At 38.1% G+C, this 26,837-nt stretch carries 23 protein-coding genes, 1 other RNA gene and 2 pseudogenes; 22 read left to right on the top strand and 4 right to left on the bottom strand.

Annotation, left to right across the window (positions count from 1 at the left end):
• Nucleotides 1-196 precede the first annotated feature (196 nt).
• The 12 genes and pseudogenes from ACPEEM_RS04725 (at nt 197) to ACPEEM_RS04670 (ending at nt 9,424) form a co-directional block, all read left to right on the top strand.
• Nucleotides 197-3,259 (top strand): S8 family serine peptidase, encoded by a 3,063-nt coding sequence (locus ACPEEM_RS04725; protein ID WP_424405733.1) that lies wholly within the window; start codon nt 197-199, stop codon nt 3,257-3,259.
• Between the two features lie 198 nt (nt 3,260-3,457).
• Complete coding sequence (locus ACPEEM_RS04720) at nt 3,458-3,559, top strand: HNH/endonuclease VII fold putative polymorphic toxin (RefSeq protein WP_424406116.1); 102 nt, start codon at nt 3,458-3,460, stop codon at nt 3,557-3,559.
• Nucleotides 3,546-4,145 carry a hypothetical protein gene (locus ACPEEM_RS04715; RefSeq protein WP_424405735.1) on the top strand — a complete coding sequence of 200 codons (600 nt, stop codon included), beginning with the start codon at nt 3,546-3,548 and terminating at the stop codon, nt 4,143-4,145. The genes ACPEEM_RS04720 and ACPEEM_RS04715 overlap by 14 nt, the downstream gene beginning before the upstream one ends.
• Nucleotides 4,146-4,414: 269 nt before the next feature.
• Nucleotides 4,415-4,648 carry a hypothetical protein gene (locus tag ACPEEM_RS04710; protein ID WP_424405737.1) on the top strand — a complete coding sequence of 78 codons (234 nt, stop codon included), beginning with the start codon at nt 4,415-4,417 and terminating at the stop codon, nt 4,646-4,648.
• Nucleotides 4,649-5,049: 401 nt separating this feature from the next.
• A complete protein-coding gene (locus ACPEEM_RS04705) occupies nt 5,050-5,556 on the top strand; it encodes a contact-dependent growth inhibition system immunity protein (protein WP_424405738.1) in 507 nt (168 codons plus the stop codon).
• Nucleotides 5,557-5,725: 169 nt separating this feature from the next.
• Entirely contained in the window at nt 5,726-6,112 is a 387-nt protein-coding gene (locus ACPEEM_RS04700; protein WP_424407953.1) for a hypothetical protein, read from the top strand.
• 321 nt (nt 6,113-6,433) lie between these two features.
• Nucleotides 6,434-6,811, top strand: coding sequence for a hypothetical protein (locus ACPEEM_RS04695; protein ID WP_424407952.1), 378 nt, complete (start codon nt 6,434-6,436; stop codon nt 6,809-6,811).
• A 10-nt stretch (nt 6,812-6,821) separates the two neighbouring features.
• A pseudogene (locus ACPEEM_RS04690) lies at nt 6,822-6,914 on the top strand (SMI1/KNR4 family protein); the annotation flags it as partial.
• Nucleotides 6,915-7,056: 142 nt separating this feature from the next.
• Nucleotides 7,057-7,383, top strand: a complete 327-nt coding sequence (locus tag ACPEEM_RS04685; protein WP_424407950.1) for an EndoU domain-containing protein — start codon at nt 7,057-7,059, stop codon at nt 7,381-7,383.
• A 13-nt stretch (nt 7,384-7,396) separates the two neighbouring features.
• Nucleotides 7,397-7,816: pseudogene (locus ACPEEM_RS04680) on the top strand (DUF5376 domain-containing protein); the annotation flags it as partial.
• 454 nt (nt 7,817-8,270) lie between these two features.
• On the top strand, nt 8,271-8,585 hold the full coding sequence (locus tag ACPEEM_RS04675; RefSeq protein WP_424403027.1) for a hypothetical protein: 315 nt from the start codon (nt 8,271-8,273) through the stop codon (nt 8,583-8,585).
• A 329-nt stretch (nt 8,586-8,914) separates the two neighbouring features.
• Nucleotides 8,915-9,424 (top strand): DUF5376 family protein, encoded by a 510-nt coding sequence (locus ACPEEM_RS04670; protein ID WP_424403028.1) that lies wholly within the window; start codon nt 8,915-8,917, stop codon nt 9,422-9,424.
• Nucleotides 9,425-9,537: 113 nt separating this feature from the next.
• Here the strand turns inward: ACPEEM_RS04670 and yhbY are convergent, their stop codons facing one another.
• From yhbY to ACPEEM_RS04655, 3 genes are all read right to left on the bottom strand, one after another.
• The gene (gene yhbY, locus ACPEEM_RS04665) at nt 9,538-9,840 is read right to left on the bottom strand and encodes a ribosome assembly RNA-binding protein YhbY (protein WP_424403030.1); all 303 of its coding nucleotides are present in this window, start codon (nt 9,838-9,840) and stop codon (nt 9,538-9,540) included.
• 189 nt (nt 9,841-10,029) lie between these two features.
• Nucleotides 10,030-10,572 carry a KdsC family phosphatase gene (locus tag ACPEEM_RS04660; RefSeq protein WP_424408223.1) on the bottom strand — a complete coding sequence of 181 codons (543 nt, stop codon included), beginning with the start codon at nt 10,570-10,572 and terminating at the stop codon, nt 10,030-10,032.
• A gap of 2 nt (nt 10,573-10,574) precedes the next feature.
• Entirely contained in the window at nt 10,575-11,510 is a 936-nt protein-coding gene (locus tag ACPEEM_RS04655) for a KpsF/GutQ family sugar isomerase (protein WP_424403032.1), read from the bottom strand.
• Between the two features lie 191 nt (nt 11,511-11,701).
• Between ACPEEM_RS04655 and rnpB the strand changes: the two genes are divergently transcribed.
• Nucleotides 11,702-12,080, top strand: an RNA gene (rnpB, locus tag ACPEEM_RS04650) — RNase P RNA component class A.
• Between the two features lie 6 nt (nt 12,081-12,086).
• Here rnpB and ACPEEM_RS04645 read toward each other — a convergent pair.
• Nucleotides 12,087-12,830 carry a copper homeostasis protein CutC gene (locus ACPEEM_RS04645; RefSeq protein ID WP_424407948.1) on the bottom strand — a complete coding sequence of 248 codons (744 nt, stop codon included), beginning with the start codon at nt 12,828-12,830 and terminating at the stop codon, nt 12,087-12,089.
• Between the two features lie 492 nt (nt 12,831-13,322).
• Here ACPEEM_RS04645 and ACPEEM_RS04640 point away from each other — a divergent pair, with 492 nt between their 5' ends.
• From ACPEEM_RS04640 to ACPEEM_RS04600, 9 genes are all read left to right on the top strand, one after another.
• The gene (locus ACPEEM_RS04640) at nt 13,323-13,646 is read left to right on the top strand and encodes an EndoU domain-containing protein (protein ID WP_424403036.1); all 324 of its coding nucleotides are present in this window, start codon (nt 13,323-13,325) and stop codon (nt 13,644-13,646) included.
• Between the two features lie 8 nt (nt 13,647-13,654).
• On the top strand, nt 13,655-14,086 hold the full coding sequence (locus ACPEEM_RS04635) for a DUF5376 domain-containing protein (protein WP_424403038.1): 432 nt from the start codon (nt 13,655-13,657) through the stop codon (nt 14,084-14,086).
• Nucleotides 14,083-14,208, top strand: a complete 126-nt coding sequence (locus tag ACPEEM_RS04630; protein WP_424403040.1) for a hypothetical protein — start codon at nt 14,083-14,085, stop codon at nt 14,206-14,208. Before ACPEEM_RS04635 ends, ACPEEM_RS04630 begins: the two co-directional genes overlap by 4 nt.
• Before the next feature lie 132 nt (nt 14,209-14,340).
• On the top strand, nt 14,341-14,595 hold the full coding sequence (locus ACPEEM_RS04625; RefSeq protein ID WP_424408221.1) for an EndoU domain-containing protein: 255 nt from the start codon (nt 14,341-14,343) through the stop codon (nt 14,593-14,595).
• On the top strand, nt 14,592-15,017 hold the full coding sequence (locus ACPEEM_RS04620) for a DUF5376 family protein (RefSeq protein ID WP_005762481.1): 426 nt from the start codon (nt 14,592-14,594) through the stop codon (nt 15,015-15,017). Before ACPEEM_RS04625 ends, ACPEEM_RS04620 begins: the two co-directional genes overlap by 4 nt.
• On the top strand, nt 15,014-15,364 hold the full coding sequence (locus ACPEEM_RS04615; protein ID WP_424403042.1) for an EndoU domain-containing protein: 351 nt from the start codon (nt 15,014-15,016) through the stop codon (nt 15,362-15,364). The genes ACPEEM_RS04620 and ACPEEM_RS04615 overlap by 4 nt, the downstream gene beginning before the upstream one ends.
• 3 nt (nt 15,365-15,367) lie before the next feature.
• Entirely contained in the window at nt 15,368-15,751 is a 384-nt protein-coding gene (locus ACPEEM_RS04610; protein ID WP_424403044.1) for a DUF5376 family protein, read from the top strand.
• 250 nt (nt 15,752-16,001) lie between these two features.
• Nucleotides 16,002-17,864: a ShlB/FhaC/HecB family hemolysin secretion/activation protein gene (locus tag ACPEEM_RS04605; protein WP_424405742.1), complete on the top strand. Its 1,863-nt coding sequence runs from the start codon at nt 16,002-16,004 to the stop codon at nt 17,862-17,864.
• Nucleotides 17,865-17,957: 93 nt separating this feature from the next.
• Nucleotides 17,958-26,234 carry a hemagglutinin repeat-containing protein gene (locus ACPEEM_RS04600; protein ID WP_424407946.1) on the top strand — a complete coding sequence of 2,759 codons (8,277 nt, stop codon included), beginning with the start codon at nt 17,958-17,960 and terminating at the stop codon, nt 26,232-26,234.
• Nucleotides 26,235-26,837 lie beyond the last annotated feature (603 nt).

The following is a 26,837-nucleotide window of genomic DNA, read 5'->3' as shown; positions in this document are numbered from 1 at the left end:
CTGACTTAAACGACTTTTTCTCATTTGGCTATTCTTAACCTAAATAGCGTTTTTAGTCTTTATCTAGGAGAGCCCCTAAATTTGATATAAGCCACGTTTTTTATCAGGGAAATTATGCTATGATCTCGCCCAACTTAATCAAATAAGGAGATTGATTGAGTGTGTTATGGAATAAAAGAAAAATAAAGGACTTACAATGAAAATAAGATCGAAAATTACCAACGAGAATACCTATAAAATTCTCACTCCAATCCTATCTAGTATGCTTGTCGCCTGTGGTGGCGGTGGAGGTGGTGGTGCCCCTTCTCACTCATCTGCACCAGTGAATCCTTCAGAAAATGTCAATTCACCTCAAGTGTCGCCTAGTTTAGCGGGCGAGGTTTCATCTACGCCAACTGTTACTGCACTTTCTTCTTTCAATTCGCTTGCTGAAGTAACCCATACAGTAACGGAAACTATTGCGAATCATGTGCATTTGACGACCAATACACTAACCGCATTGCAAGATCAGCATAAAGAGAGATTTGCCCACTCCCAAGCACATTTTTTGGGTGTATATCAGGAAACCATCCCAACGCTAGTGCAAAGTGATGAAGGCAAAATACAGGATATTGGGATTGTAGATACGTTTTTTTATGAATCTAAAGGATTAAGAGACAAAACAACACTCAAAACTCGAATGCTTTCTATTAACCAAGAAGGTAAAGCTGAGACAGATAAACGTGATCATGGCACCATGGTGGCACAGGTTATTGCCATAACCAACGATCAGTCCAAAATGCACGGGGAATCAATTGCAATAGAAGGTAAACGATATTCTTCAAATGACCACTCAGTACAAGCGAGACAAGTTTCTGTGAATATCGATCATTATCAACGTTTGATCAAAAAAGGCGTAAAAATTTTTAACAATTCTTATGGAACAGCTTCACATAAGGGAGCATCTAAAGCGAGCTATGTGAACGAGCTAGGCAAACTGGCTAACGAAGATAAGATTTTTATTTGGGCTGCAGGTAACCAAAGTTTGGAGTTGGCATCGTTGGAATCACGCCACCCAACGCATGATCAAAATGCTCGAAATGGTTGGATTACCGTGGCAGCTACGACACAGGATTTTAATAAAAAGACGACCTACTCAAATAAAATCGGAGAGGAGGCCCAAAACTGGGGGATCACCGCCTTAGGGGATTATCAAATTCCTCTTCCTCAAGAGGAATGCCCACCAGAGGATAGCAAAAAGCCTCGCGGTTGTTACCATACGATTCTGGGCACCTCATTTGCCACACCTGCGGTGACTGCCACCGTGGCAAATGTGTGGAATAAATACCCTTGGATGGACAACCATCTTGTGGTGGTGACGGTGCTATCCACCGCCAATAAAATAGGGACTAGAGATTTAACGGAGGGACCGAGCCCAGAATTTGGCTGGGGGCTACTGAATAATGACAGAGCATTACTCGGTCCTGCTCGATTAGACAAACGTTTGTTAACCAATCGAGATACAAATGACCTTCTTACCGTAAAGTTTGATCATCGCCTCTATGAGAAAAAAGAGAAGCTCACTTGGGCAAATGATTTAGTGGGTGATGCAGGTATTCGTAAACAAGGTTCGGGTACCCTATATCTTAAAGGGGATAATCGTTATACGGGCGATACGGTCATCGAAAATGGGGCATTGGAGTTTTCAAGGGCACTTAGTCATTCGAAAGTAAAAATCCAACCGCACGGTGCATTAATTGCGAGAAACTCCAATTCACAGGTTACCATTGGAAATGAAAAAGACAATGTGGGTACCTATGTCTTGAACAATGATGGCGGAAAGCTCGGCGTGTATGGACAAGGGCTTAAGCTAACTGGAAATTATAAAGGCACCAATAAAGCCAAAATTGCGATTGATATTGATACGGCTCAACTTGAGGTTACAGGCACGCTAGATATGGGCAATGGCTACATTGTGGCGGATATTGAGAATACTGAACTTCCATCAAGAACTAAAACCACTCAAAAAACGATTATTAAAGCAAACAAAATAGAGAATTATGATGGTGATTATGCCGTATCAAAAAATGTCTCTAAATATATTAATATTTCTCATTTGGGTAAAAAAGAAAATAATATTGAAGTTGAATACAAGAGAAATGACACTAAATATATCTTCAAAGAGATTAATTACCCTATCACCGCAAGTATTTTTAGTGCAGGGGAAAATATAGATAAAGCATTGGATGAATTAGCAGAGAATACCGCCAAAACGGATGCCCAGCCAAGCTATGCGACACTGATGAGCGTCGATATGCGTGCCGCTGTGGCGAAGATTATGCAAGCCGATGTTAACGATTTACCACAAATTGTAAAATCCTTGTCTGGCGAAATTTATGCGTCTAGCCAAAATTTGATGTTCAAACAAAGTCAAGTGTTCAATCGCACATTAAGCACACGTATTGCCTCCTTGTTGACCTCAGAGAAAAGTGGGGTTTGGGCAGATGGGCTATATGCGAAAAATCACATACGTCAAACGGGCTATTCTCACCTACAGGCTAGCACAACAGGGACACAACTTGGGGTGGATGGTAAATTTGATGACATGACTTTAGGCGCCGCCGTGGTCGTCGGCAATACTCATGCCACACTGAATGAAAATGCGGGCAGTATCAAGAGCAAGCACACCAGTTTATCGCTTTATGGTGCCTATGATTTTGGTCCATTCTATCTCAGTGGCCGAGTGGGTATGACAAAGGCTGACAGCAAAGTGGATCGCATGGTGATTGATAAACCGACAACCGCCTCTTATCAAAGTCATATTTATCACCTTTATACTGAATTAGGCACACAACTTGCTATGAATAAAGTGAGTTTAAATCCTTTTTTTGCCAGTGAGATGAGCATCATTTCACGAGGACAATTTGGCGAAAATGTTGCCTTTGGTATTCATTCAGATAAAAAACGTTATGATGTGAATGCTTTTGTTGTGGGCGTTCGTGGTGCATTAGATTTTGAGAAAATACGCTTGTTTGCCAATATCGCACATGCATATACGCCAAATCCACAACAGTTTGATTTTGATGCAAAATTTAGAGATACCACAAGCAATATCCTGATCAAAGGGGCAATGCAAGCAAAACATAATACACTTTTTGATGCTGGGTTAGCCTATAAAATCACCAATAATTTCACCTTAGAATCAAAATACAGCTTATCGATTCAAGAGGGGAAAAAAGAAGGCACTATCTTAAGTATCGGGGGCGTATATTATTTTTAATATAAACTTAAACGCATATCCATCGTAAAAGTGCGGTCAATTTCAAAAAAGTTTTACTTTGAGAAATTGACCGTTTTTGTATCATGGAGATGATGTGAGCAATTGATATTCTGTTTGTATTCACTAGCGTATGCTTTGATTGAAGCACTCGTTAAAGAGGAGTGCTAGCGGTGGGGTGGTGGAAGCAGAAAAGCACATATTAGGGATGACTCAAGAGGACATTTTTATGGTGAGAATGATCCTCAAAATAGGGGACCTCACTTTAACGACGAAAAAGGAAATCACTATGATTATAAATGATGTTGTTGTAAGAAAAGCAACAGATATTAGAAAGAAAAATGATATAGCAAATTTCCCTCAAAAGTACTTTACTCCATTTCATAATGTTTCAGCGATAAGTTTTGAAGTGCTAAATATGGATTCTTTTAGAGGAAAGTATTGGATTCTAAAAAATTTTTTAGCATTGAACTATCCAAATGAAAAAAAATTAAGTTTTGTTATTCAACTATCTGAACAGCCAAATCAAAAAAGCATCAAGTTTAAAGGTATTTGGAGAATACTAAATTTTTCAGGTGTTAATATTGATTTTTTTTATAATAGAAAGGAACTTTTTTATGAATCTAATTCGAAGCTGAATATGGTAGGATATGCTGAGGTCGATATTGAGCACATAGAGTTTATGATTAAGCTGATAAATGATGTCGATTATTTATATTTTTCTTTAGGGGGAAATGACATTTTTTTTGATAATTATGAAAAGTGGATAAATTATAAACTAAATAATAATAAGTCAGTTTTATTTTTTTTAGAAGACTTATGGGGAGGTGAAAATGAAATGGTTGTTATTGATAAAAACATCAATGTATTAAAATTAAGAATTACTTAAGATTAAAATAAATAGTTTTCTATTGAGTTCTCTATCTTTTCTTAGTGTTATTAAAGCCCAGAGATAGCACTCGTGTCCACACGAGTGCCAGCTTGAGAGATGAGTAATAGGTGCCCTACCTGTGTTCACAAGTTGTAGTTTTATTTAAGTACTCGTTAAAGATGGGGTATTTGATAAAAATTGATAGAAAATAGATCTCAGGGCAGCTGTTATTGTAGGGCGTATAATTAATAAAGCACATTTAAAGTAGGAACATGAGGTGGTGAATAATGGAAATAACGCGTTTTAAAATCCTACTTATTGCCTTGATTATATTAGGTAATGGGTATGTGTTTCTTGGTGGACCAGCTAAAAAACAATTTGCCATAGAAGCGGAAACAAGGCGGATTTATCGCACTTTAACGACAGAAATTATTCATATGGAAGGTGAGTATAAACAATCGGGGGGGCGGATAATGGATGGGTTTATTTTGACTGTTTTTTTCCTCATTATTCAGATATAGAAAACCGCATTAAGATTTTAGAAAAAATTAAAGAGATGGCATTTGATTCAAAAAATAAAACATCAAAACCGAGTCTTCATCTTTTTTGTCAAGGAGAAAGTGGTTTTTTGATCGCAGAAAAACCAGAATTTAGAATAGATTATGAGAAAAAGATGACTTATTGTTTGGAGTAGCAAAGGAAGGCAATGACAAGTATATTTTCTAATCAGATTTAATTTAAGTATTAAAGTGCGGTCAATTTCAGAAAAGTTTTGCTTTGGGGAATTGACCGTTTTTGTATCATGGATATGATGTGAGCAATTGATATCCTGTCTGTGTTCACTGGCGTGTGGTTTGATTGAAGCACTCGTCAAAGACGAGCGTTAGGGGGGGCGAATTATCTTAAAAGAGGTTAAGTAATAATGAAGAAAGATGTGATTGTAGAAAAAACTAGTAAATATATTTCCATTCAAAGCTATTTAATAGGAAGAGTAAGTATGACTAATATAAATAAATCTCCTGTTTTTTTAGATACAACTACCTGTCTAAAGAAATTAGGTGAAGCTATTTATTTGGAGTTGGAAAATAGCAGAGAGATATCTGGAAAAGAATTTGAGTATTATTGGAATAATGATGATCTATTTTCTTCTTTTCAGGAAAATTTAAATAAAGATGTTATGAGAATATATGGATATAAAAATTATAGACAGATCTGTAAAGATACTCTTTTCTTAAGTGTCAGTATAAATAATAATATTCTATATATAACCCCATCTCATCAAGATGGATTAGGCACATTTGGTACTGCTCGAGATCGCTATGGTAAAGCAATTGAATTTACATATCCAATTGATTTATCCGATGAAGAACTAGGGAAAGCGGTGATGGATGCATTTGAATATTCTACGAGTATTTATAAGAAAAGATAAGAAATTGGATATCATTCTAATGATACTCTTTTACACATTAGTGTAATTTGTGGAGTGTCTAGGCTTTCAAGTCGCAAAAATATCACACAGCACAAACATAAATGCATTATTCAACCAGAAAAAACAATTTTTGAATGAGATAAAAGTGGACAATCAATAAGGAGGATATATGAAAAAATACAGCATAATCAGTTTGTTATGTATAACCAGTATATTATTACTAGGCTGTTCTTTTGGTAAGGGATTCCAACCTCCTGCCCGCTATTTTAAATGGCGGGCACCAGATTATCCTCATTTGAAGAAATACCCCGAAGAAGAGCGATTTTATCAATGGGTGGTTCATCGTGATAAAGAAATGCGAGCTTGTGGGATGGATCCCTTTGTGGGGGAGTCAGGTAATCCAAAAGTCAACCTTTGTTTAGAGAGAAAAGGCTGGTATTTGAAGGATGGTCCTTACTGTGAAAATGAATTGGAATGGGATAAACCGCTTTGTGTGGAATGGCGTAAAAAACACAGCAAACCCGATGCCAAACCTTGGTCACCAAAACGGGAATAGCTGTTTTCTGACTTATTGAGGGATATCGGCAAAAGTGCGGTCAATTTTGAAAAAGTTTTGCTTTGAGGAATTGACCGTTTTTGTATCATGGTATGATGTGAGCAATTGATATCAATGTTTGTGTTAACTGGCGTGTGATTTGATTGAAGCACTCGTCAGAGACGAGCGCTAGCGGGTAGATTATGATGAGGAAAAAGGTATGTATATAAATGTATTTGATTTTTCTCAAGGAAAAGGCAATAAAGGCATTAAAGAAGTAATTCCTTTTGAAGGGAATCAGGATGACTTTAAACGTTACTTAAAACAGTTAAATAAGTGAGAATGAAAATGAATTTATTTAATGAATGTAAAATAGCGTTACATAATTCTATATCTGTTATAACGAAAGAAAATGAAAAGAAAGTTATAGACTTACTCAATACATATCCTATTAAGGATAATTGGATTGATTTCAATTTAGCTCATTATAAGGAATATGAGCATATAGAAATGCTCCCCAAAGAATATTATTCAAATGATTTTTTTGTTTTAGCGGATGATATAAATATACCTATATTTCAAGCTAATTTAAAGGAAATAGTAGAGAATTTCCATCATGTTTCTTGCTTGTGTCCTATATTGTTTATTTTTAATCAAGAATGTTTAATTATAAGAGATTTTGCAACAGATAAAGTAAGATTAATATATAAACCATTATAAATTTAAATGCAGACATTTATTATTTCCTATGGCAGAAAATTTTGAGGCATTTTTAGATATGCTTTACGATTGTGATGAACGCTATCCAAATGGTTATGAGTAGGTATTTGTTTAATTAATGTATTGTATTTTTTAAGCGTTATTTATGGACTAATATTTTAAGTGAGGTCAATTTCAAAAACGTTTTGCTTTGAGAATTGATTGTTTTTTACATGAGAGAGTGAAAGTAGACCACCTTAGGCAATGTGATTGTTGATAAGGTGATTAAGGAATACCCAAATGGGGTTTATGAAGCGAGGGTGTTGATCCCTAACCCGAAAGCGAAAACTGATCCTGATGCACCGAAATTTTTGGAGAAACTAGGGAAAAACAAAGACAGTGCTTCTATGATGTTTCCAAGAACATGGACAGAGGATAGGTTGAAAATTGAATTGGAATATGCATTTAAAAATAGAAGTAAAGTTGAAGGATTCGAGGATAAGTGGAAGGGGACAACAAAATCAGGCGTTGAAGTGATATATCAATTTGATAAAAGTGGTAATATTTCAACAGTTTATCCAGTAATAAATTGATGGAGAGAATAAAATGAAAGTTCTTTTTAGTTATGGCACATATAATAATCGTCCATATAAAGCTTGCTGCGTTTATGAAAGTGATAATGAGGAAAATGATGGGGTGATTACTGATTATCTTGGTTCGTTAGACTGGTTAAGCTGGATGAGTGAGGTATTAGAGAAGCTTCGAGATCCAACGATTACTTGGGAATGGATTGGTTCACAGGCATTTGAAGCTTTGATAGATCACGATCAAATAAAAGTGGGCTATTATCTGTTAGATGGCTTGGAGGAAGAGGACATTCCTGATGATGTTGATGAGAGAGATACGGATGCCCGTGTAATCCCTCGTAAAGAATTTACCTATTTACTGGAAAAATGGATCGCTTTTTACCAAAGACCTATTACTGATATGAATTACCAAGAAATTATTGACACCGAGGAGGCTTATGATAAGCGTGATTGTGGCTTGTCTTTTGTCGCCAAGCGCCTGTTAGGGGTTGTCAAAAGCGTTAAGTTGTGGTGAAGCATAAATATCTCACGGCGTAAAAATAAAGTGCGGTGAATTTCAAAAAAGTTTTGCTTTGAGGAATTGACCGTTTTTGTATCATGGATATGATGTGAGCAATTGATATTCTGTTGTGTTCACTGGCGTGTGGTTTGATTGAAGCACTCGTCAAAGACGAGCGCTAGCGGGGGGTATTTATGACCGTGATTGTGGCTTGTCTTTTGTCGCCAAACACCTGTTCGGGGTTATCAAAAGCGTTAAGTTGTGGTGAAGCATACATATCACACAGCGTAAAAATAAAGTGCGGTCAATTTTAAAAAAGTTTTGCTTTGAGGAATTGACTGTTTTTTTGTTAAAGCGGTTGTTAAGGACAAAATGAAAAGGAAGAAATTAAAAAATGTATGTATATGATATACCGAATTGCAATGAGTTTATTTCAATGTATGGTTGTGATTGTGAAATTGAAGAGTTTATTCAAACTTGTGTTTTTCATCATAAAGATAAAACTATGAAGTTAAATTTAAGCTTTGATAGAACCATAAATTCTTTGCGTATTATTATTTATCATGAAGGTAAGATATGTTTTGACTTATATAAAGAGAATTTAAAAAGTATTTTATTAGATGAGAATGGTAATTTCATGTCATTTTTTTTAGAATGCATGCAAATTGAGTTGTCAATTTTTCCAGAATTTTCTGTTTTTATTAGATGATGTTTAAAATAAATTTGTCTTAGAGTTTGAAGAGAGTGAAGCTTATAAAACAAGGATTGTAATTATTAATAATGATAAGAAAATATGGCAGGTATTGCACCATCTGGTGTAAAAATTTAAGGATTCTTAGAACCTAAAGTGATAATGTATCCTGATATGGAAATAGGCTGAAAGTGGTGTTGAAGTATGCGTTTAAACATAGCATTCAATCTAAATAAAAAGATAGTTGGAGTGGTGTAACTGAATCGGGTGTTAAGGTAAAATGGTATATACAAAATGGAAACGTTAAGACTATCGATCCAGCTATAAATTAAATAATGGAGGAATTAATGAAACTTATTTTTTCATATACTCACGATCCATTTGATAATAATGATGTATTTCCTATTTGTATACCATATCGAATGAGTGAAGATAGAGAATGCGATGAATATATATGTATATATGTAAGTTATTTTTGCTCTAGATATTATTCACAGTATACAAAGAATTATATGTTAGAAGATTTATATAATGACTCAATCACGAATTGTTATATTGGTGTAGATGCCATAGATGCATTGATAGACTATGATAATGTCAAAATTGGATATTGGCTCTATGAAGATGGGTGTGAGCCAGAAGATTATGATCCTGAAGAGACAACCTATGTTGTGATTAGTCGAAAAGAACTTATCTATTTATTAGAAAAATGGGATGAATTTCTCGCTAAACCCATAATCGACCCTCATTACCAAGAAATTATTGACACCGAGGAGGCTTATGATAAGCGTGATTGTGGCTTGTCTTTTGTCGCCAAACACCTGTTCGGGGTTATCAAAAGCGTTAAGTTTTGGTGAAGCATACATATCACACAGCGTAAAAATAAAGTGCGGTGAATTTTGAGAGGGGTTTACATGACAAAAAGGCGACTGGGGATAATCCAATCGTCGCCTTTATGGTATTGGGGGAATTATTTACGTGGTAATTGGATTTGAGGATCTTTGCTCGCACGGTATAACACTAACACGTGACCAATGGTCTGTACGGCACTTGATTGGGTTTCACGCACAATCGCTTCAATAATTAACTGCTTCACTTCACGGTCGGCTCCTGCAATTTTCACTTTGATCAATTCATGATGCTCAAGTGCGTTATCAATCTCGGCAAGCACCCCTTCGGTTAAGCCATTGTTCCCTATCATTACCACGGGATTTAAATGGTGAGCAATGCCTTTTAAAAATTGTTTTTGTTTGGTAGATAATGTAATCGACATAATTTATCCTAGTAAAAAGTGCGGTCTATTTCTGAAAAATTTTGCAAAACCGACCGCATACAACTGAATTGGACAATTCTAACCGTAAATGAGGTTTAGAGAAAGTGATTTGACAAAACAAATGAGATTTGTACTAAACAGGTCGTCATTTCCTTCATTTCGTCTCTTTTTTTATTGCTTTTCCTCATATTATTGCGTCATGTTTTTCGCTATATTCAAGAATCCTTGTGAGCTGGTATAGATTTCGCTTTTATTTTGTGCGGCAAGAATCATATCCGAGACTTCACGGAAGGCTCCTTTTCCTCCACCAAGCTGTAAGACGTAATCGGCTTTTTCTTTGACATATTGTGGGGCATCCGCAACGGCGAAAGAAGCCCCACATACAGCAAATGCTGGAAGGTCAACACTGTCGTCACCAATGTAGGCGGTTTCTTCGGCACTGACTTGTGCTTGTTGTATGAGTTGGTAGCAGGCACTTTCCTTTTCCAATTTACCGAGAATAAAATGGGGAATTTTTAAATCCGCAATGCGTTTACGCAAAATAGGGGAGTCTCTACCTGAGAGCACTGCCACTTGAATGCCTGATTCCATGAGCATTCGAATGCCTAATCCATCTCGTACATGAAAGCTTTTAATGGCTTCACCGTTGGCGTCATAATGGAGCTGGCCATCGGTCAGTACCCCGTCAATATCGGTAATCACTAATTTAATTTTTTGTAATTTTTTTGTCATCATTAGCTTGAAAACTCCACTAAACCGACCACTTTTTGTTTATCATCCACCACAACAAGGGAGTGGATTTTTGTCGCTTTCATAAATGCCTCAGCTTCGGATAAAAATGCATCTGCATGAATGGTTTTCGGGTTTCGGGTCATTAAATCTTGTGCGGTTTTTTCAAGGGTTGCGGCACCATTTGCACTTAACGCTCGACGAATATCGCCGTCGGTAATAATGCCTTTTAATTGGTTTTCTTCCATCACGAGGGCGACCCCCATTCTGCCTTCATTCATAATGGTGAGGCAATCTGTGAATGAGGTGGTTAATGTGGTAATAGGCAATCTTGTTTGCATTTGATCTTTGACACGGCAAAGTAGTCGGCGACCAAGACTACCACCTGGGTGGAAGCGTGCGAAGTCGGCAGGTTGGAAATTACGGGCTTTAATCAGAGATACGGCAAGGGCATCGCCTAATGCCATGGTCACCAGAACAGAGGTGGTGGGGGCGAGATTATTAGGGCAAACTTCACGTTCGACACTGATATCTAATGCATAATCGGCATGTTTTGCGAGGGTTGAGTTGAGGTTGCCTGTCAGAGCAATAATTTTATTGCCAAAATTTTTTAAGCTAGGAATGAGTTTATTCACATCGTCGGTTTCCCCACTATATGAAATCAGCATAACAATATCAATCGGTTTGAGCATGCCTAAATCGCCATGAAAGGCTTCTGTCGGGTGTAAAAAGAAACTTGGTGTTCCTGTCGAGGCAAAGGTGGCAACCATCTTTTTCCCGACTAAACCTGATTTTCCAATTCCCCCAATCACTAATCGACCTTGACATTGTAAAATGAGATCCACAATATCATTGAATTGTTGGTCAAGGTGTTGGCTTAAACGTACAATGGCTTTTTCTTCAACGGCTAAGGTTTCACGAGCGATCTGTAAATAATTCATTTCTGAGTCCTTTATCCATATAAAAATTGGGCTGATTATAACATAAGATTTTTCGTCATTTGGTTTTTTTCCTGCTGAATTTATGCCTGATGTTATTCGTTATAAAGGAAAGGGGGAAAAGTGCGGTCTGTTTGAGAAAAAGATTAAATAAGCCTGTCTTTTTATTTGGAATTCCGTTATACTTCGCCCCTTGAGTTGGTCAGGCAATCGCTGGTTTATTGAAGCCCTTAACCGTCTTATGACGACCTAGTGGGACAAGTAAACGAGAGGAAAGTCCGAGCTACACAGGGCAGAGTGCCAGGTAACGCCTGGGGGGCGTGAGCCCACGACAAGTGCAACAGAGAGCAGACCGCCAGTTCCGACTGGTAAGGGTGAAAGGGTGCGGTAAGAGCGCACCGCGTGGCTGGCAACAGTTCACGGCAGGGTAAACTCCACTCGTAGCAAGACCAAATAGGAATCCAATGGGTGGCCCGCTCAGGATTCGGGTAGGTTGCTTGAGCGTATGTGCGAATGTACGCCTAGAGGAATGATTGTCCACGACAGAACTCGGCTTATCGACCAACTCATTTTCTTTTTTTACTTTTCTCGATAATCATCCAAGATCTGACGCACATGTTGGATTTTTTCAAAATCTGTCCGCCAAATTTTTTGATCTTCTTCACGGCAATTGCCCATGATAGCGTTTGTGAGCAAAGGCATTGTGCTTAAACGATACCCTTTGCCTGAAAGATGCACTTCATTCACTCCAGTATCGTCAATTAAGGTTTGGAGATTTTCGGCACAGATGCCAGCGCCCGCCATAATTTGAATACGTTGTTTAGCCTGTTCTACGAATCGTTTTAAGGGGATTTTTCCTTCAAGTGCCGTGCGATGTTGTCCTGAAGTTAAAACCCTGTCACAACCAAGCTCAATCAGCTGTTCTAGGCTTTTAAACGGGTCTTTACATAAATCAAATGCACGATGAAAAGTCACATCAAGCCCTTCTGCTGCTTGTATTAATAACTGGCTCGTTTGGCAATCAATTTCAGCATTTGAGGTTAAAGCACCAATGACCACCCCTTGTGCCCCTAATTGTTTGGCGATCTGAATATCTTTGACCATCATGTCAATTTCTAAGGTATTAAAAAGGAAATCCCCCGCACGAGGACGAATCATGACATAACAAGGAATATTGACCAAATCGACCGCACTTTCAATCAAACCGTAACTGGGTGTTACACCACCTACCGAGAGACAAGTGCAGAGTTCCAGCCGATCAGCTCCAGCTTGTTCTGCAATCATGGCGGATTCAATGTTATCAATACAGACTTCTAGTTTCATTTCTGCCTCATATAAAAAGTGACAAGATGACTTGCGTTGTTATGTTTTCCAACTGTTTTCCAAGTGTCATGTTAAATAAGCTGAGCTATTAGATCAAACCTCATACCTGTTGTCTAGCCATTTGTTTACCCTTGGAAACGGTCTATTTAAATGAACTAGAAATATTGTTGAAAAGAGCAACGTCAAACCTTAATGAAGATAAATTATTAAATTTAGATTCTGATTTGATAAAAATGGCAATTGTTTTACAAAATTTGGGTAATTATTTTATTTATTTGAATGAGGATATAAGAGTACTATTGAATCTAGAAAATATTTCTATTAAAAATAATAATTAAGATAAAGTGATATAAATGTTCCTTTAGAGTTCAGCTTACTAGCATATTTGATGTTAGCTTTAAAAGTGCGGTCAATTTCAAAAACGTTTTGCTTTGAGAATTGATTGTTTTTTACATGGGAGCGTGAAGACACACCACCTTAGGCAATGTGGTTGTGGATAAGGTGATTAAGGAATACCCAAATGGGGTTTATGAAGCGAGGGTGTTGATCCCTAACCCGAAAGCTAAAACCGATCCTACCGCACCAAAATTTTTGGAGAAAAGGGGAAAAAATCAAGACAGTGCTTCTATGATGTTTCCAAAAACATGGACAGAGGATAGGTTGAAAGTGGAGTTGGAGCATGCGTTTAGGAACAGGTCTAGAGTAGCAAATACTGAGGACAAGTGGGAAGGGACAACAAAATCAGGGGTGAAAGTAGAATGGGTTATTAATAAAGACGGTTATTTATCAACAGTTTATCCAAAAAGAAAGCAATGAGGTATAAAATGAAAGTAATTTTTGCGTATTACGAATTTCAGGGTGGTATCTATAAAACCTGTGGTGTTTATGAAAGTGATAACCGGGAAAATGATGGGGTGATTACTGATTATCTTAGTACTATTCCAGGTTCTTATTCAGATCGTGGGTTTAAAGTTTTAGCAGCAGTCAAAGATCCAACGCTTACTCGGGATTGGATTAGTTCGCAGGCATTTGATGCCTTGATAGAGCATGATCAAATAAAAGTGGGTTTCTATCTGTTAGATGATATGGAAGAAGAGGACATTCCTGATGATGTTGACGAAAGAGATACCGATCCCCGTTTCATTCCTCGTAAAGAATTTGCCTATTTGCTGGAAAAATGGCTGGATTTTTACCAAAGACCTATTACTGATATGAATTACCAAGAAATTATTGACACCAAGGAGGCGTATTTATGACCGTGATTGTGGCTTGTCTTTTGTCGCCAAGCACCTGTTCGGGGTTATCAAAAGCGTTAAGTTGTGGTGAAGCATACATATCCCCTGAGATGGTGCTCGTGTCCGCACGAGTGCCAGCTTGAGAATAGGGGGATTTTCTGACTGGCTAATTGGGGCGTCATGGGCAAAAGCACGGTCAATTTCAAAAACGTTTTGCTTTGAGGAATTGACCGTTTTTTACATGGGAGCGTGAAGACACACCTTAAGCAACTAACCTGAAAGTGAAAACCGATCCTACCGCCCCAAAATTTTTGGAGAAAAGGGGAAAAAATCAAGACAGTGCTTCTATGATGTTTCCAAGAACATGGACAGAGGTGGAGCATGCGTTTAAAAATAGAGTAGCAATGGAAAAGTTTGAAAATAAATGGGAAGGGACAACAAAATCAGGTGTGAAAGTAGAATGGGTTCTGGATAGAAATGGTAAAGTGTTGACTATTTATCCTTCTGAGAAACAAGGAGTTATAAAATGAAAGTAAAATTTGGTTATTATGCTTTGAATGGAGACTGGGATACTTATTGTAAAGTATATGAAAGTGATAATAAGTATGATGATAGCGTTGTTACTGACTATATTGGTACATTAGACGAGCTAAATTGGATAGATAACATATTACAAATGCTTAAAAATCCATCTCTTGATAGAGAATGGATTGATGCAGAGCCTTTTGAAGCATTGATAGACCATGATCAAGTAAAAGTGGGTTTTTATTTGTTGGATGATATGAAAGAAGAGGATATTCCCGATGATGTTGACGAAAGAGATACCGATGCTCGTTTAATCCCCCGTAAAGAATTGGTATATTTGCTAGAAAAATTTTTGGCTTTTAAGCAAAGACCAATAATCGACCCTCATTACCAAGAAATTATTGACACCAAGGAGGCGTATTTATGACCGTGATTGTGGGTGGGCATTCCACCTTAGGCAATATTCGGGTGGACCGAGTATTACAAACCTATAAAAATGGCGTGTATATTGCACAAATTTCCGTATGGGATAGCGATACCAATCAATATATCGCCAAAACCAATAACAACGGCGAAATGCTGATGTTTCCCGAGACGTGGACAGCCGATAGGATATTGGTTGAGATTGATTCTGCCTATTCAAACCAAGTGGATGATTTAGATGCAGTACGTCAAGCAGAAGGAATGTGGGCGGGAATCTCTCATTCAGGTGTGAGAATTGAAGGATACAGTTATCCAGAATTTACCGCATTCCCAAGTAGCACACAGGAGTAAGTTATGCAATTAGTGTTTTCCTATATTGAACATAAATCACAGGTGATACCGGTTTGTTTTTGGAAAGAAAATCATCAACTTCATCCTTTAACAGGCTATTTAAATGACCCGATGGGTGGTCCCAATTACTTTGCGTTTTTGGATAGGGTGTTATCGATTTTGAGGGATGAAGACATCCAACAGGGAGATATTTCCTCGAATTCTTGGGGCGTGGAAATTCATGGTGATCAGGTTTATTTTTGTTTTTTATTTGCCCAAGAAGACACGAGCTTGCATTTTGCTTTATCAAGAGCGGTGCTGATAGATATTTTAGTCTTATGGTTAGCCTTTCGTAGTCAAAAGCCTGTTGCGGGTTATCAAGAAGTGCTAAGTTTTGCTGAAGCATAAAAATCACACAGCGTAAAAATAAAGTGCGGTCAATTTTGAAAAAGTTTTGCTTTGAGGAATTGACCGTTTTTGTTTGATAAAAGAAAATTGAATGTGTTGCACAGTCAATTACAGGATATGAAAAAAGGATAGTAAAGAAATGTAAGTTTGATCATAAATCGCACTGGGATGTCTGTTTTTAAATGTAAGAATTGATTAAACTTTAAACTTGATTTAGGAGATAAATTAATTAGTTAAGGATAAGTCATTTATGCGTTTGAGTCTTTTAGCCAGCCTTCTCGTATTGACCTTTGCATCCCAAAGGTTATATGCAAACCCTCAGGTGGAATCGCTTAACCCTTCTCAATTAGAACAACTTGATGCCTTGCAACAACAGCGACAACAAGCGTTACAAGATCAAAAAAATGCCCAATTTTCAACTGCCTCTGATGTTAGATTTGATAAACCAGAAGTCGCAAAGTTAGGTTTACCGAAAGAAGAACAACCTTGTTTTACGGTTGAAAAAATTCACATTATTGACCATTCATCACCCGATTTTCCTACCGATGATGTGATCGCACAATTTTCCCATTTTTCATCGTCAGATTTTTCTGCTCATATTGCTTCTGCCACAGAGCGTTTTCAAGCACCCCGTAGCCACTTTGTTTGGGCTTATGAACAGGCTCGTCAGGATTTGGGTTTCAGCTTACCTCATTGTTTCGGTAGTGAAGGGGTGAATGTGTTATTAAAACAAATGCAAAATCGCATTATTGACAAAGGGTATGTGACAACAAGAGTGGTGGTAGGAGAACAAGATTTAACTTCTGGTCAATTAGTATTCACAGTTATTCCTGGGCGTTTGCGTCATACCTTGGTTGAAGAAAAAAGTGGGGTGGATAAGTTCACAAAACTGAGTGCATGGACGGCGATCGTGCCTCAACAAGGCGAATTATTAAATGTGCGAGATATTGAGCAATCCTTAGAAAATCTTAAGCGAGTGCCAACGGTGGAGGCAACAATCAATATTGTTCCAGCAGAAGGCGAGGCTCAACTAGGAGAAAGTGATTTAGTTGTGCAATATGCACAGGCTTTCCCATTCCGTTTAACCCTAGGATTAGATGATGCGGGTTCCACCTCCACAGGACGGTGGCAAGGCACGACAACTTTATCTTTAGATAATATCTTTACGGCGAATGATTTATTTTATAGCAGTTTCACACACAGTTTAAAACGCCCACATTGGGCAGGTGAAGACGATGACGGACGTCGCCAAAGCCATAATTTAAGTTTTTATTATTCTATTCCTTGGCGTTATTGGCAGCTTTCAGCCACACATAGTCAAAATCAATATCACCAAGAAGTGGCTGCCGCTTTTGGTGCTCGCTTACTGTATTCTGGTAAAAGCGAAACGAGTAAGGTGACTCTTTCTCGCTTAGTGTTTCGCAATGCTAGACATAAAACTACCTTGTCAGCTTCCCTTTGGGCAAGAAAATCCCATAACTTCATTAATCAAGAAGAGGTTGAAATTCAGCGTAAGCGAACCGGTGGTTGGGAATTAGGTTGGCAACATAAAGCCTATATAGGTGATGGCACGGTGGAATTGGGGGCTAGTTATAAACGAGGGACGGGGTTTAACCATGCATTACGTTTTCCAGATGAGCGATTTAATGAAGGTACTTCTCGCATGAAAATCATTTATGCCAATATTCAATTGAGCAAACCGTTTCGTCTGTTTGAACAATCTTTACAGCTGAGTAGTAGCTGGAATGCACAGTGGAATAAAACCCCTCTCGTGGCACAAGACCGTTTTAGCATTGGTGGACGTCACACTGTGAGAGGTACAGATGGTGAGCTTTCTTTGTCTGCGGAACGGGGATGGGTATGGCGTAATGAATTAGGTTGGTTACTGGGTAACAGTGGACAACAACTCTATTTTACGTTTGATCAAGGAAAAGTGAGTGGACCATCAACTAAAACATTACTTGGTACAAGCCTTATAGGGTCAAGCCTTGGCTTGAAAGGTGGTTGGAAAGGATTAAGCTACGATCTCTTTATCGGTAAACCTTGGTCTGTGCCAGAAGGATTTCGTACTGCCAAGTACACATTAGGATTTCAATTGAGTCTGAGTTTCTAAATCAGGTTCATTTTTTGCTGTGTTTTCACTGTATTTTGCATGGTTTTCAGTGGAACAGAAAAATTTTAGGCTAGTTTATAAAGGAATAAGGTTATGAATAAATATTGTTATCGTGTCATTTTTAGCAAAACACAACAACAATTTATCGTGGTGTCTGAGCTCGCTAAAACAGATGGAAAAGCCAAAGTGGATGTCGAGATAAAAACAGAAACGGGAAACAATAGACGTTTTTCAACATGGACCGCACTTTTGTCTTTTGGCCAATCATCTAGACGACTCAAACCCCTTTCGTTTGCCTTATTTTGTACATTAGGTTTCGTGAGTATTCAGACTGTACAAGCCAATTCACCTTTAATTATTCAAGCCGATGCCAGTGCGAATGCAAAAGCCCGTCCGCAAGTGATGCAAAGTGCAAATGGTATTCCACAAGTTAATATTCAAACCCCGAATCAGCAAGGCATGTCCTATAATCGTTATGCACAATTTGATGTAGACAAACAAGGGGCAATTTTAAATAACAGTCGTCAAGATATCCAAACGCAATTAGGCGGTTGGGTACAAGCTAACCCTTATTTAGTCGGTGGTGAGGCAAAAGTTATCGTTAATGAAGTGAACTCAAATAAACCCAGTCAATTAAAAGGTTATGTTGAAGTTGCAGGGCAAAAGGCGGATGTCATTATTGCTAACCCTAGTGGCTTGCATTGCGAAGGTTGTGGTGTGATCAATGCAAATAGAGCAACGTTAACGACGGGTAAACCGCAATTTAAAGAGGGGCATTTAGATAGCTTTGTCGTAGAAAAAGGTAAAGTGACAGTGACGGGTAAAGGCATGGATAACAGCCAAAGTGATTATACCGATATTATTGCCCGCGAAGCGAAAATCCATGCAGGCGTGTGGTCCAAAAAAGCCGTGAATGTCACGACGGGACAAAATAACGTCAGCAAAAATAACGATGCGGTTCAAATTCTTAACAGCAAATCTCAGCAACGTCAAAAAGCCGAAAATGCGGAGTACGCCTTAGATGTGTCTAACTTAGGTGGTATGTATGCTGAAAAAATTCACTTAATTGGTACAGAAGAAGGATTAGGCGTTCGCAATGCTGGGCATATTGGTGCTTCAGCAGGTGATGTGGTGATTGATGTGAATGGGAAACTGGTTAACAGCAATCAAATTCAAGCACAGCAACAGCTTAAAATTAAAGCGAAAAATCGCATTGAAAATACAAATTCTGGGAAATTAATTGCACAGCAAGGAAACTTGGAATTACATACTGAAAAATCACTTGCTCAATCAGGTGTTGTGGGGGCTGGACAAAAAATTGCGGTGAAGGCACAACAGGTTATCCAAGATAAAGAGGGGCAATTACAAGGTGCCGATGTACATATCAATGCGAAAGGAAAAGTGACTAACCGAGGTTTAATTAATAGCCGAACAGACAAACCAAGCGATACGGCTAGCACCGTCATTAAAGCAAAACACATTGAAAATATCGGAACAGGTCGTATTTATGGTGATAAAGTGGCATTGGGGGCAAGTACAGTTGAGAATGTTGACGAAATTAATTCGGAAAACCAACAGCGTCAAGATCCTATAATCGCTGCTTATGAACGTTTAGATATTGCAGCAGAAAAAATCATTAATAAAACAGGAAATTACGTTGCGACTCAAAAAGGTGCAGCTACGCTGTATAGTGAAAAAGATATTGTATTTGGAGGTCAATTAAATGCTCAAAATGAAGCAGTTGGGCAGGCAGATAGTTTATTAAATGATAGCAGTACAATTGAAGCTGCGAATGGCAATATGACTTTAAATGCGAATGACATGAAGAATCTGAATTCACATTTTAAAGCTGAAGTAGAAAGACAATCTGATGAAAAAATTAATGAAACATATGTCATTCCAGAAGGTTACGTCACTAAAGATCGAATTGATTACAATAAGCTCAAATGGATTTCTTTTAGCCGAGCAGGTAAATTGGCTTTTAGAGGTGATTCCGCAACACCATTAAAAGAAGGTGAGGAAATCACAAGTAATACATTATTACCTACAGTGAATGAATATCATTGCCATGATTATCATAATCCTAATACTTGTCAATTAAAACCAGAGTCTGTTTATGATAACAAAAATCCTGCATGGGCTTATTTTGGTATTACGCCACCACTAGAAATGCCTGCTAATTTACCTAAAGTTGATTTTCCAGATGAACCAATTAAGCCTCAAGAAGTTGCACATCCTGGAAGAAAAAGACCTTTTGAATCTCTCGCAGATTATCAACAACGCTTAGAAAATTATGAAAAAGCAAAAGCACAATATGATATTGCACTGAAAATTTATGAAACCGAAAAACTCAGTTATGAAGAGCAGCTCGCGAAATATAACAAAGTAATGGCACCATTTAGTGAATGGATTACAAAAAATGATATGGCTTTCGATGCGTTAAATGAAAAAATAAATCAACATAATGCTGGGATTCTAGGAAAAACATTCAGTAATTTTTGGATGACTTATTTAAATCGTCGAGTAAAAGATCTTAGTGTTATAAAAACAACATTACCGGGACAAATTCTCGCAGGTGGAAATATTCTATTAAATAGTAAAAATTCACTAAATGATCGTAGTCAGATCATTGCAGGCGGTCGTTTAACCTTAAATGGCGTGGTGAATAACATTGATGAGACAGGCTACAATATTTTAAATGAATATGGAACAAGCCAATATACGATCAGTCGCTGGAGAGGTGGCTTTAAGCGTTATCATCAACGAGATTGGGGAGGAATAAATAGTTATGACAATTATGTCAATACACCATTCCAAATGGGCGTTGCAGTAAAAGAAGAAAATAAAAATTATAAAGACAATGAAGCAACGACATCTGCCAAGATTGATGCTAAAGCAGATATGACATCATTGCCAAATTCCAGTTTATATAAACTTAATTCAAACGCAGATAGCCATGTATTAATCGAAACAGATCCTGCTTTTGCTGACCGCAAAAAGTGGTTAAGTGGGGATTATATGTTTAACAGAATCCGTTCAGAGCATAACCAAGTACATAAGCGTTTAGGGGATGGTTACTATGAGCAACGATTGATTCGTGAGCAAATTAACCAACTCACAGGTCGTCAATTCTTAGGTAATTTTAAGGATATGGAAGAACAGTATAAGGCGTTAATGGATAGCGGTATTACGTTTGCGAAAAAATTTAACCTTATCCCTGGTGTGAGTTTGAGTGCAGAGCAAGTTGAGCAATTAACGTCAGATATTGTGTGGTTTGAAAATAAAACGGTCATTTTGCCTGATGGCTCAACAAGCACAGTTTTAGCACCTAAAGTGTATTTGTCTGCTCAAAAAGAGAAACTTAATGGGGATGCTGCTTTGTTGAGCGGTAAACAGGTCGTGTCATTGAATGATAGTGTCATCACAAATACTGGTGTAATAACTGGGAGTGAGCTCGTAGCGTTACAAACGGAAAATCTGGAAAATAGAGGCGGTAATATTATCGGGCAGCAAGTCTTATTATCTGCTCAAAAAAATATTAAGAATATCGATGGATATATCTTAGCGAAAGATCGCCTTGCACTTCAGGCAAAAGGTGATATTACTCATCGTTCTACAACGGTAGAGTCTCATACTGATGGTGTGAATTATGAAAAAACGAACGTGACATTGGCACGTAAAGCATTATTACATGTGAGTGGAACAGGGGGAGAATTACAAGTCAGTGGGCGAAATGTTCAATTACAAGGTGCTGACATCATCAACTCTGGACAAGGGAATACAGCTGTTTTAGCGAAAAATCAATTAAGTCTTAATGCTGTTGAAGTTGTATCAGATGAAAAAACAGGCAAGGGCGATCATTATCGTAATGAACGGGTGCAGGATATAGTGATCAGCCGTGTGAGTGGTGGTGGAGATGTACGTTTACAAGCGAACAACTTAAGAGCGGAAGCGGCTCAATTAGACGCTGAGCAAAAACTGATTGCCATGGCAGAAAATGATTTGGTGTTAAATGCTGCTCGCAAACAGCTGGATTATGATGAATACCATCATATGAAAAGTGGTTCGTTTATCAGTAATACGAAAAAAACTCGTTATGATGAAATCAAAGAGAAAACCTATCAAGGCACAGATCTTCAGGCCCAGAATGTTATTTTACAAGCGGGGAAACGTTTAAGTGCAGAAGCCCTGTCTGTTGAAGCAGAGCAAGATATCAAATTACATGCGAAAGAAATTGAATTAAATACAGCCAAGAATCAACGTAATGAAATTCATTGGCAAGAAACTAAAAAATCAGGTTTGGGAGGCAGTTTAAAAGGTGGTGTTGCCTCTTTCGGCTATCAACGTAGTAAGGCAGGTAGCAATGCTAGCCAACAAGATGAAAATGTACTGGTTACTGCATTCAATGCAAAAGAAAATATTGAGATAGTGACAGAGAAGGATTTAAATTTGCAGGCAACACATTTGAAAGCGGAGAAAAATATTCACTTGCAAGGTACAAATGTAGCAATAAATGCGGTAACTGAATCCCATGATCAACATTCAAATCAATACGCTAGATCAACAGGCTTTGGTACTAGTATGGTTTATAATCCTCTGCAAGTTGCGAAACAAAATTACCAAAATCTAGCTTCACAAGGTGCTACAAAAGGTGTCGTTGGCAAGGCATTAAGTGCCGTAGAAGCCGTTGATAAAGCAGCAGGACAAACAGCGAAATTCATAAGCCCTTATTTTAATAAGCAAAAAACACAAAGTCATAAAACTGGACATGAAGACATTGCAATTACAGCAAATTTACAGGCGGGGCAAAATTTAACGGTTCTTGCCACAGAGAAGGATATTAAAACGCAAGGTGCGATGCTGAGTGCAGAAAAAGAGGCTAATTTGATTGCAAAAGGTAATGTAACCTTAGGTGTAGCTGAAAATCGCCAATCACAGGCAGCAGATAGAAAGGGCAAAGGGATTAGCTTTGATGGTAAGAAAACAGGGTTATCACAGTTTGGTTATTACAGCCAAAAAGAACAAGGTGAGGGAAGTATTATCTCTGAGCAAGGCACTGTACTTTCTATTGGGGGTAAAGCTAAAATCCTTGCTGAGCAAGGCGATATTCATTTAATTGGTGCGAAAGTTGTTGCGAAAGAAAATATTGATTTGCAAGCGGGTAACGATGTCAAAATAGAAACCACAGTGAGTAAAACTCAGCAACAAGAACGCAGTAAAAGCAATGGCATTGGAGAGGCTGTTATTTCAGAAACTGAGCGTTTCTATGGTTATAACCGTAAGTTAAGTAATCAATCTGGCGATACAATTACACATCAAGGTAGTCAACTTGCTAGTTTGGAAGGCAATATAGCAATCTCAGCCGATAACCAGTTCAAACAGGTTAGTAGTGAATTACTCGCAAAAGAGGGGCTGAAAATTCAAGCAAAATCAGTTGATTTTGATAATGTACGTGATGCCCAGCATTTCAATGCACATCAGAGTGATTTAAAAATCGGTCAATTTAGTCGAGTAAAATCGCCATTGATTGACTTAATCCAAACCGCAGAAGCATTAAAGGATAATAGTGAAGCGAGCAAACGTTTACAGATTGCACAAGGGCTAAGCTTAGCGGCACAAGGCTATACTCTATATGACACGGCTTTAAAAACGCTAACCAAAACACCAACAGATGCTACATTACTGCGTGTAGAATCGGGAGTGGGTGTTTCGCATAGTCGTCAATCAGAAGAGCGTAATGTTTATCTCAGTCAAGGAAACCGCGTAAATGCTAAACAGATAGAAATTCATGCGACAGAGGGAGATTTACGGGCAAAGCATACGCAATTTAGTAGCTATGATGAAAAAGGAGAGCGTCAATCTGGTAGCCGTATTCAGTTGAAAGCGAAGGACAATATTGTGTTATTGGCGGGAGAAGATTCTCAGTACAATAAAGGTAAAAGCCAAAATGTAGGAGCAGAAGTTGGCACGGCATTGAGTTTTGGTGCAAAAACGGGCTGGTCGTTTTATGCAAGGGCAGGATTTGGCAAGCAAAAACAACAAGGTGACGGTACTTATTATCAACATACAGTGCTAGATAGCGAACAGCTTAACCTACAAAGTGGAAATGATACGACTCTCATTGGTACAACCGCAAAAGGTAAACGTATTGAAGTCAATACTGGTGGAAATTTACATTTAGAAAGTGTACAAGAACGCTCAACGTATCAGCAAAAAGGTACAAGTGCAGGCATAGAGGCTGAAGTCGGTTTTGGTAATAGTTGGAACTTACAAGGTCATGTAGGGGCAGAAAGAGGCGAATCTCAGTATCAACAAGTGCGGGAGCAAACGGGCTTATTTGCGGAAGAAGGAAGTTATCAAGTTAATGCGGCGAATGTGTATTTAAAAGGTGCAGCAATAGCCTCTACGAATGGGGCAGAAAGTGAATTGAAAACGAATCAACTCACGTTTGAAGATATTCAAAATCACTCAAGCCATCGAGCAAGTAGTGCGTCTTTATCGGGTGGTTATGGTAAACAAGCGGATTATTACCAAGATAAAGACACAGGGAAAGTGGTGGATGCCAAGCATCCAAATGCCCAGTTTGTAGAAGGGAAAACTGGCCCAAGTTTTACGCCAAGTTTACCAATGCACAGTGAAGGGAGTGAGGAAAGCCTTACCAAAGCGACCTTAACAGCAGGGCGGATTACGCTGAATAAAGACAGCCAACCAATAGAAACCACCGCCGACGCATTAGGGATAAATACGGATTTAAGTCAGGCTCAGCGTGAGGTGAGTAAACCGAAAGATGTTACCCAGCTTTTAGCGGAGCAGAAAGTGCTTTCCAAATCGGTGGGTGATATTCATAAGGCAATCAGTACTTACACCGCAAACCAACAAGCGGAAGCGACAGAGCAAGTCAATCAAGCGAAAAAGGCATTAATCCAAGCTGAAGCAGAAGGAAAGCCAACAGAGATTGCAGAAAAACAACAGGCATTGTTAAAAGCAGAACAAAATCAAGCGAAGTGGGGAGATAGGGGTGAGTATAAACGTACAGCGGAGAGGCTGACGACACTTTTTACGGGGATTTTAGCTAATCAAGGTCCAACAGGCATAGCTACCCAACTTGCTTCCCCGGAAGTGAATCAATGGATTAAAGAGGCAACCACCAATGACAAAGGTGAAACCGACAAAATTGCGAACACCCTAGCTCATGCGATTTGGGGGGCGATAGAGGCGACAGCCAATCAAGGCAACCCGACGTCAGGGGCGATAGCGGCGGCGAGTGCGGAATTGGCTGCACCGATGTTAGCGAAGGTGTTGTACAACAAAGACAAAGCAGAACAGCTGACGGCAGAGGAAAAGGCACAAATCACTGCGTTAAGTTCGATGACAGCCGCAGTGGCAGGTGGGCTAACGGCACAGGGTTCAAGTCAGAACAACACGACGGTATCGAGTCTCACCCATGCGTCGATTGGCGGGGAGATTGGTAAGGTTGCGGTGGAGAATAATTATTTAACAGATAAAGCGATTATCAGTTGGCTTAATGCTCTTGAGAATGCTAAAACAGAGGAAGAGAAGGAGAATTTAATCGCAAAGCTAGTTACAGTTGATGATAATTTTTTAATAGAAGCACTTGATACACGAGTGAGTAAAGACGAGTTAGCAAAACGTAAGAATGCTTTAGCTATTTTGCAACAAGAAAAGAGTTGCAATACTGTTTGTAAAAGCTTATCTCAACAAAGTATTAAACAGTTAGATGAGCTTCTTCACCATTATGATAAATGGTATCAAGAAAAATGGGAAAATAACAGATTGAATCTAGTAATTGGCAGTACGACATTAGGGCTTGGTTCAATTATTGGTCCTAGTATTGCGAAATATGTTCCCAAATTAGTTGATAAACCGGTTATTATAGCAGGCACGTTTGGTGGAGGGACCGAAATAACAGGGCAGTTAATTGAAAATAAAGGTGATATATCTAAACTAGATATACCAAAAATAGGATTATCTATTGGTACTAGTATATTGACTAAAGATATGACACCAGCAAAACTAGCTTTTACTAATGCTAGTGTTGAATTTTTGGATGCTTACAGAACAGATAAGGAGTCTGTTTATGAAGGTGTTTCTTCTGGAATAGCGTCTTTCTCTGGAGCGAAGATAGGAAGTAAAGTTCAAAATGTATTAGACTTGAAATTTAATCCAACAGCAAATAAATATAATTTTGTACAGATAGCACCAGGGGTGCCAATTTATGGACAAAAGTCTAAGAATAATATCCCAGCGATTTTGGGGAATGGCATTGATAATCTGTCTAATTATAATATCAAAAGACAATCAGATGATATTTATGATTCAATTTTAGAGGGAAAAGATGAGAAGAAATAAATTTTCTAGATATATAGCTTCTTTTATATATTATTTTTTGTTTTCCACTTTAGTGATGTTTTTTTTAATCTTTTTGAAGAGTATTTATCTTATCATTTATGGTCTTTTTTTGGGGGGAGATATGAGGGATATTTTACCTTTTGTTATAGATCGCTATGATTTTTTAATAGTTGTTATTGTATCCATTTTATCTGGTGTTCTTTTTCCTTTTTTAGATTTTGACGCTAAGTAGTTATATTCTATTAAAATAGATACTTAATTCTTTACCAGTTTATATATAAATTTTTTCAAGAATTAAAATATAAAAAGAGGTGATTAAGTGAAAATTTAACCCATAGGAAAAAGATAATAGAAATAAAATATTATCTATTATCATCTAATGGTATAATTTTCTGAGTTTTTGTTTATTTATCTTAAAAGTGCGGTAAATTTCAAAAAAGTTTTGCTTTGAGGAATTGACCGTTTTTGTATCGTGGATATGACGTGAGCAATTGATATCTTGCTTGTGTTCACTGGCGTGTGATTTGATTAAAGCACTCGTCAAAGACGAGCGCTAGCGGGGGGTATTTATGACCGTGATTGTGGGTGGACATTCCACCTTAG

The sequence above is a fragment of the Pasteurella pantherarum genome, assembly GCF_049670885.1.
Classification (GTDB): domain Bacteria; phylum Pseudomonadota; class Gammaproteobacteria; order Enterobacterales; family Pasteurellaceae; genus Pasteurella.
Note: the sequence above shows the minus strand (reverse complement) of the source record. Positions and strands in the feature narration are given on the sequence as shown.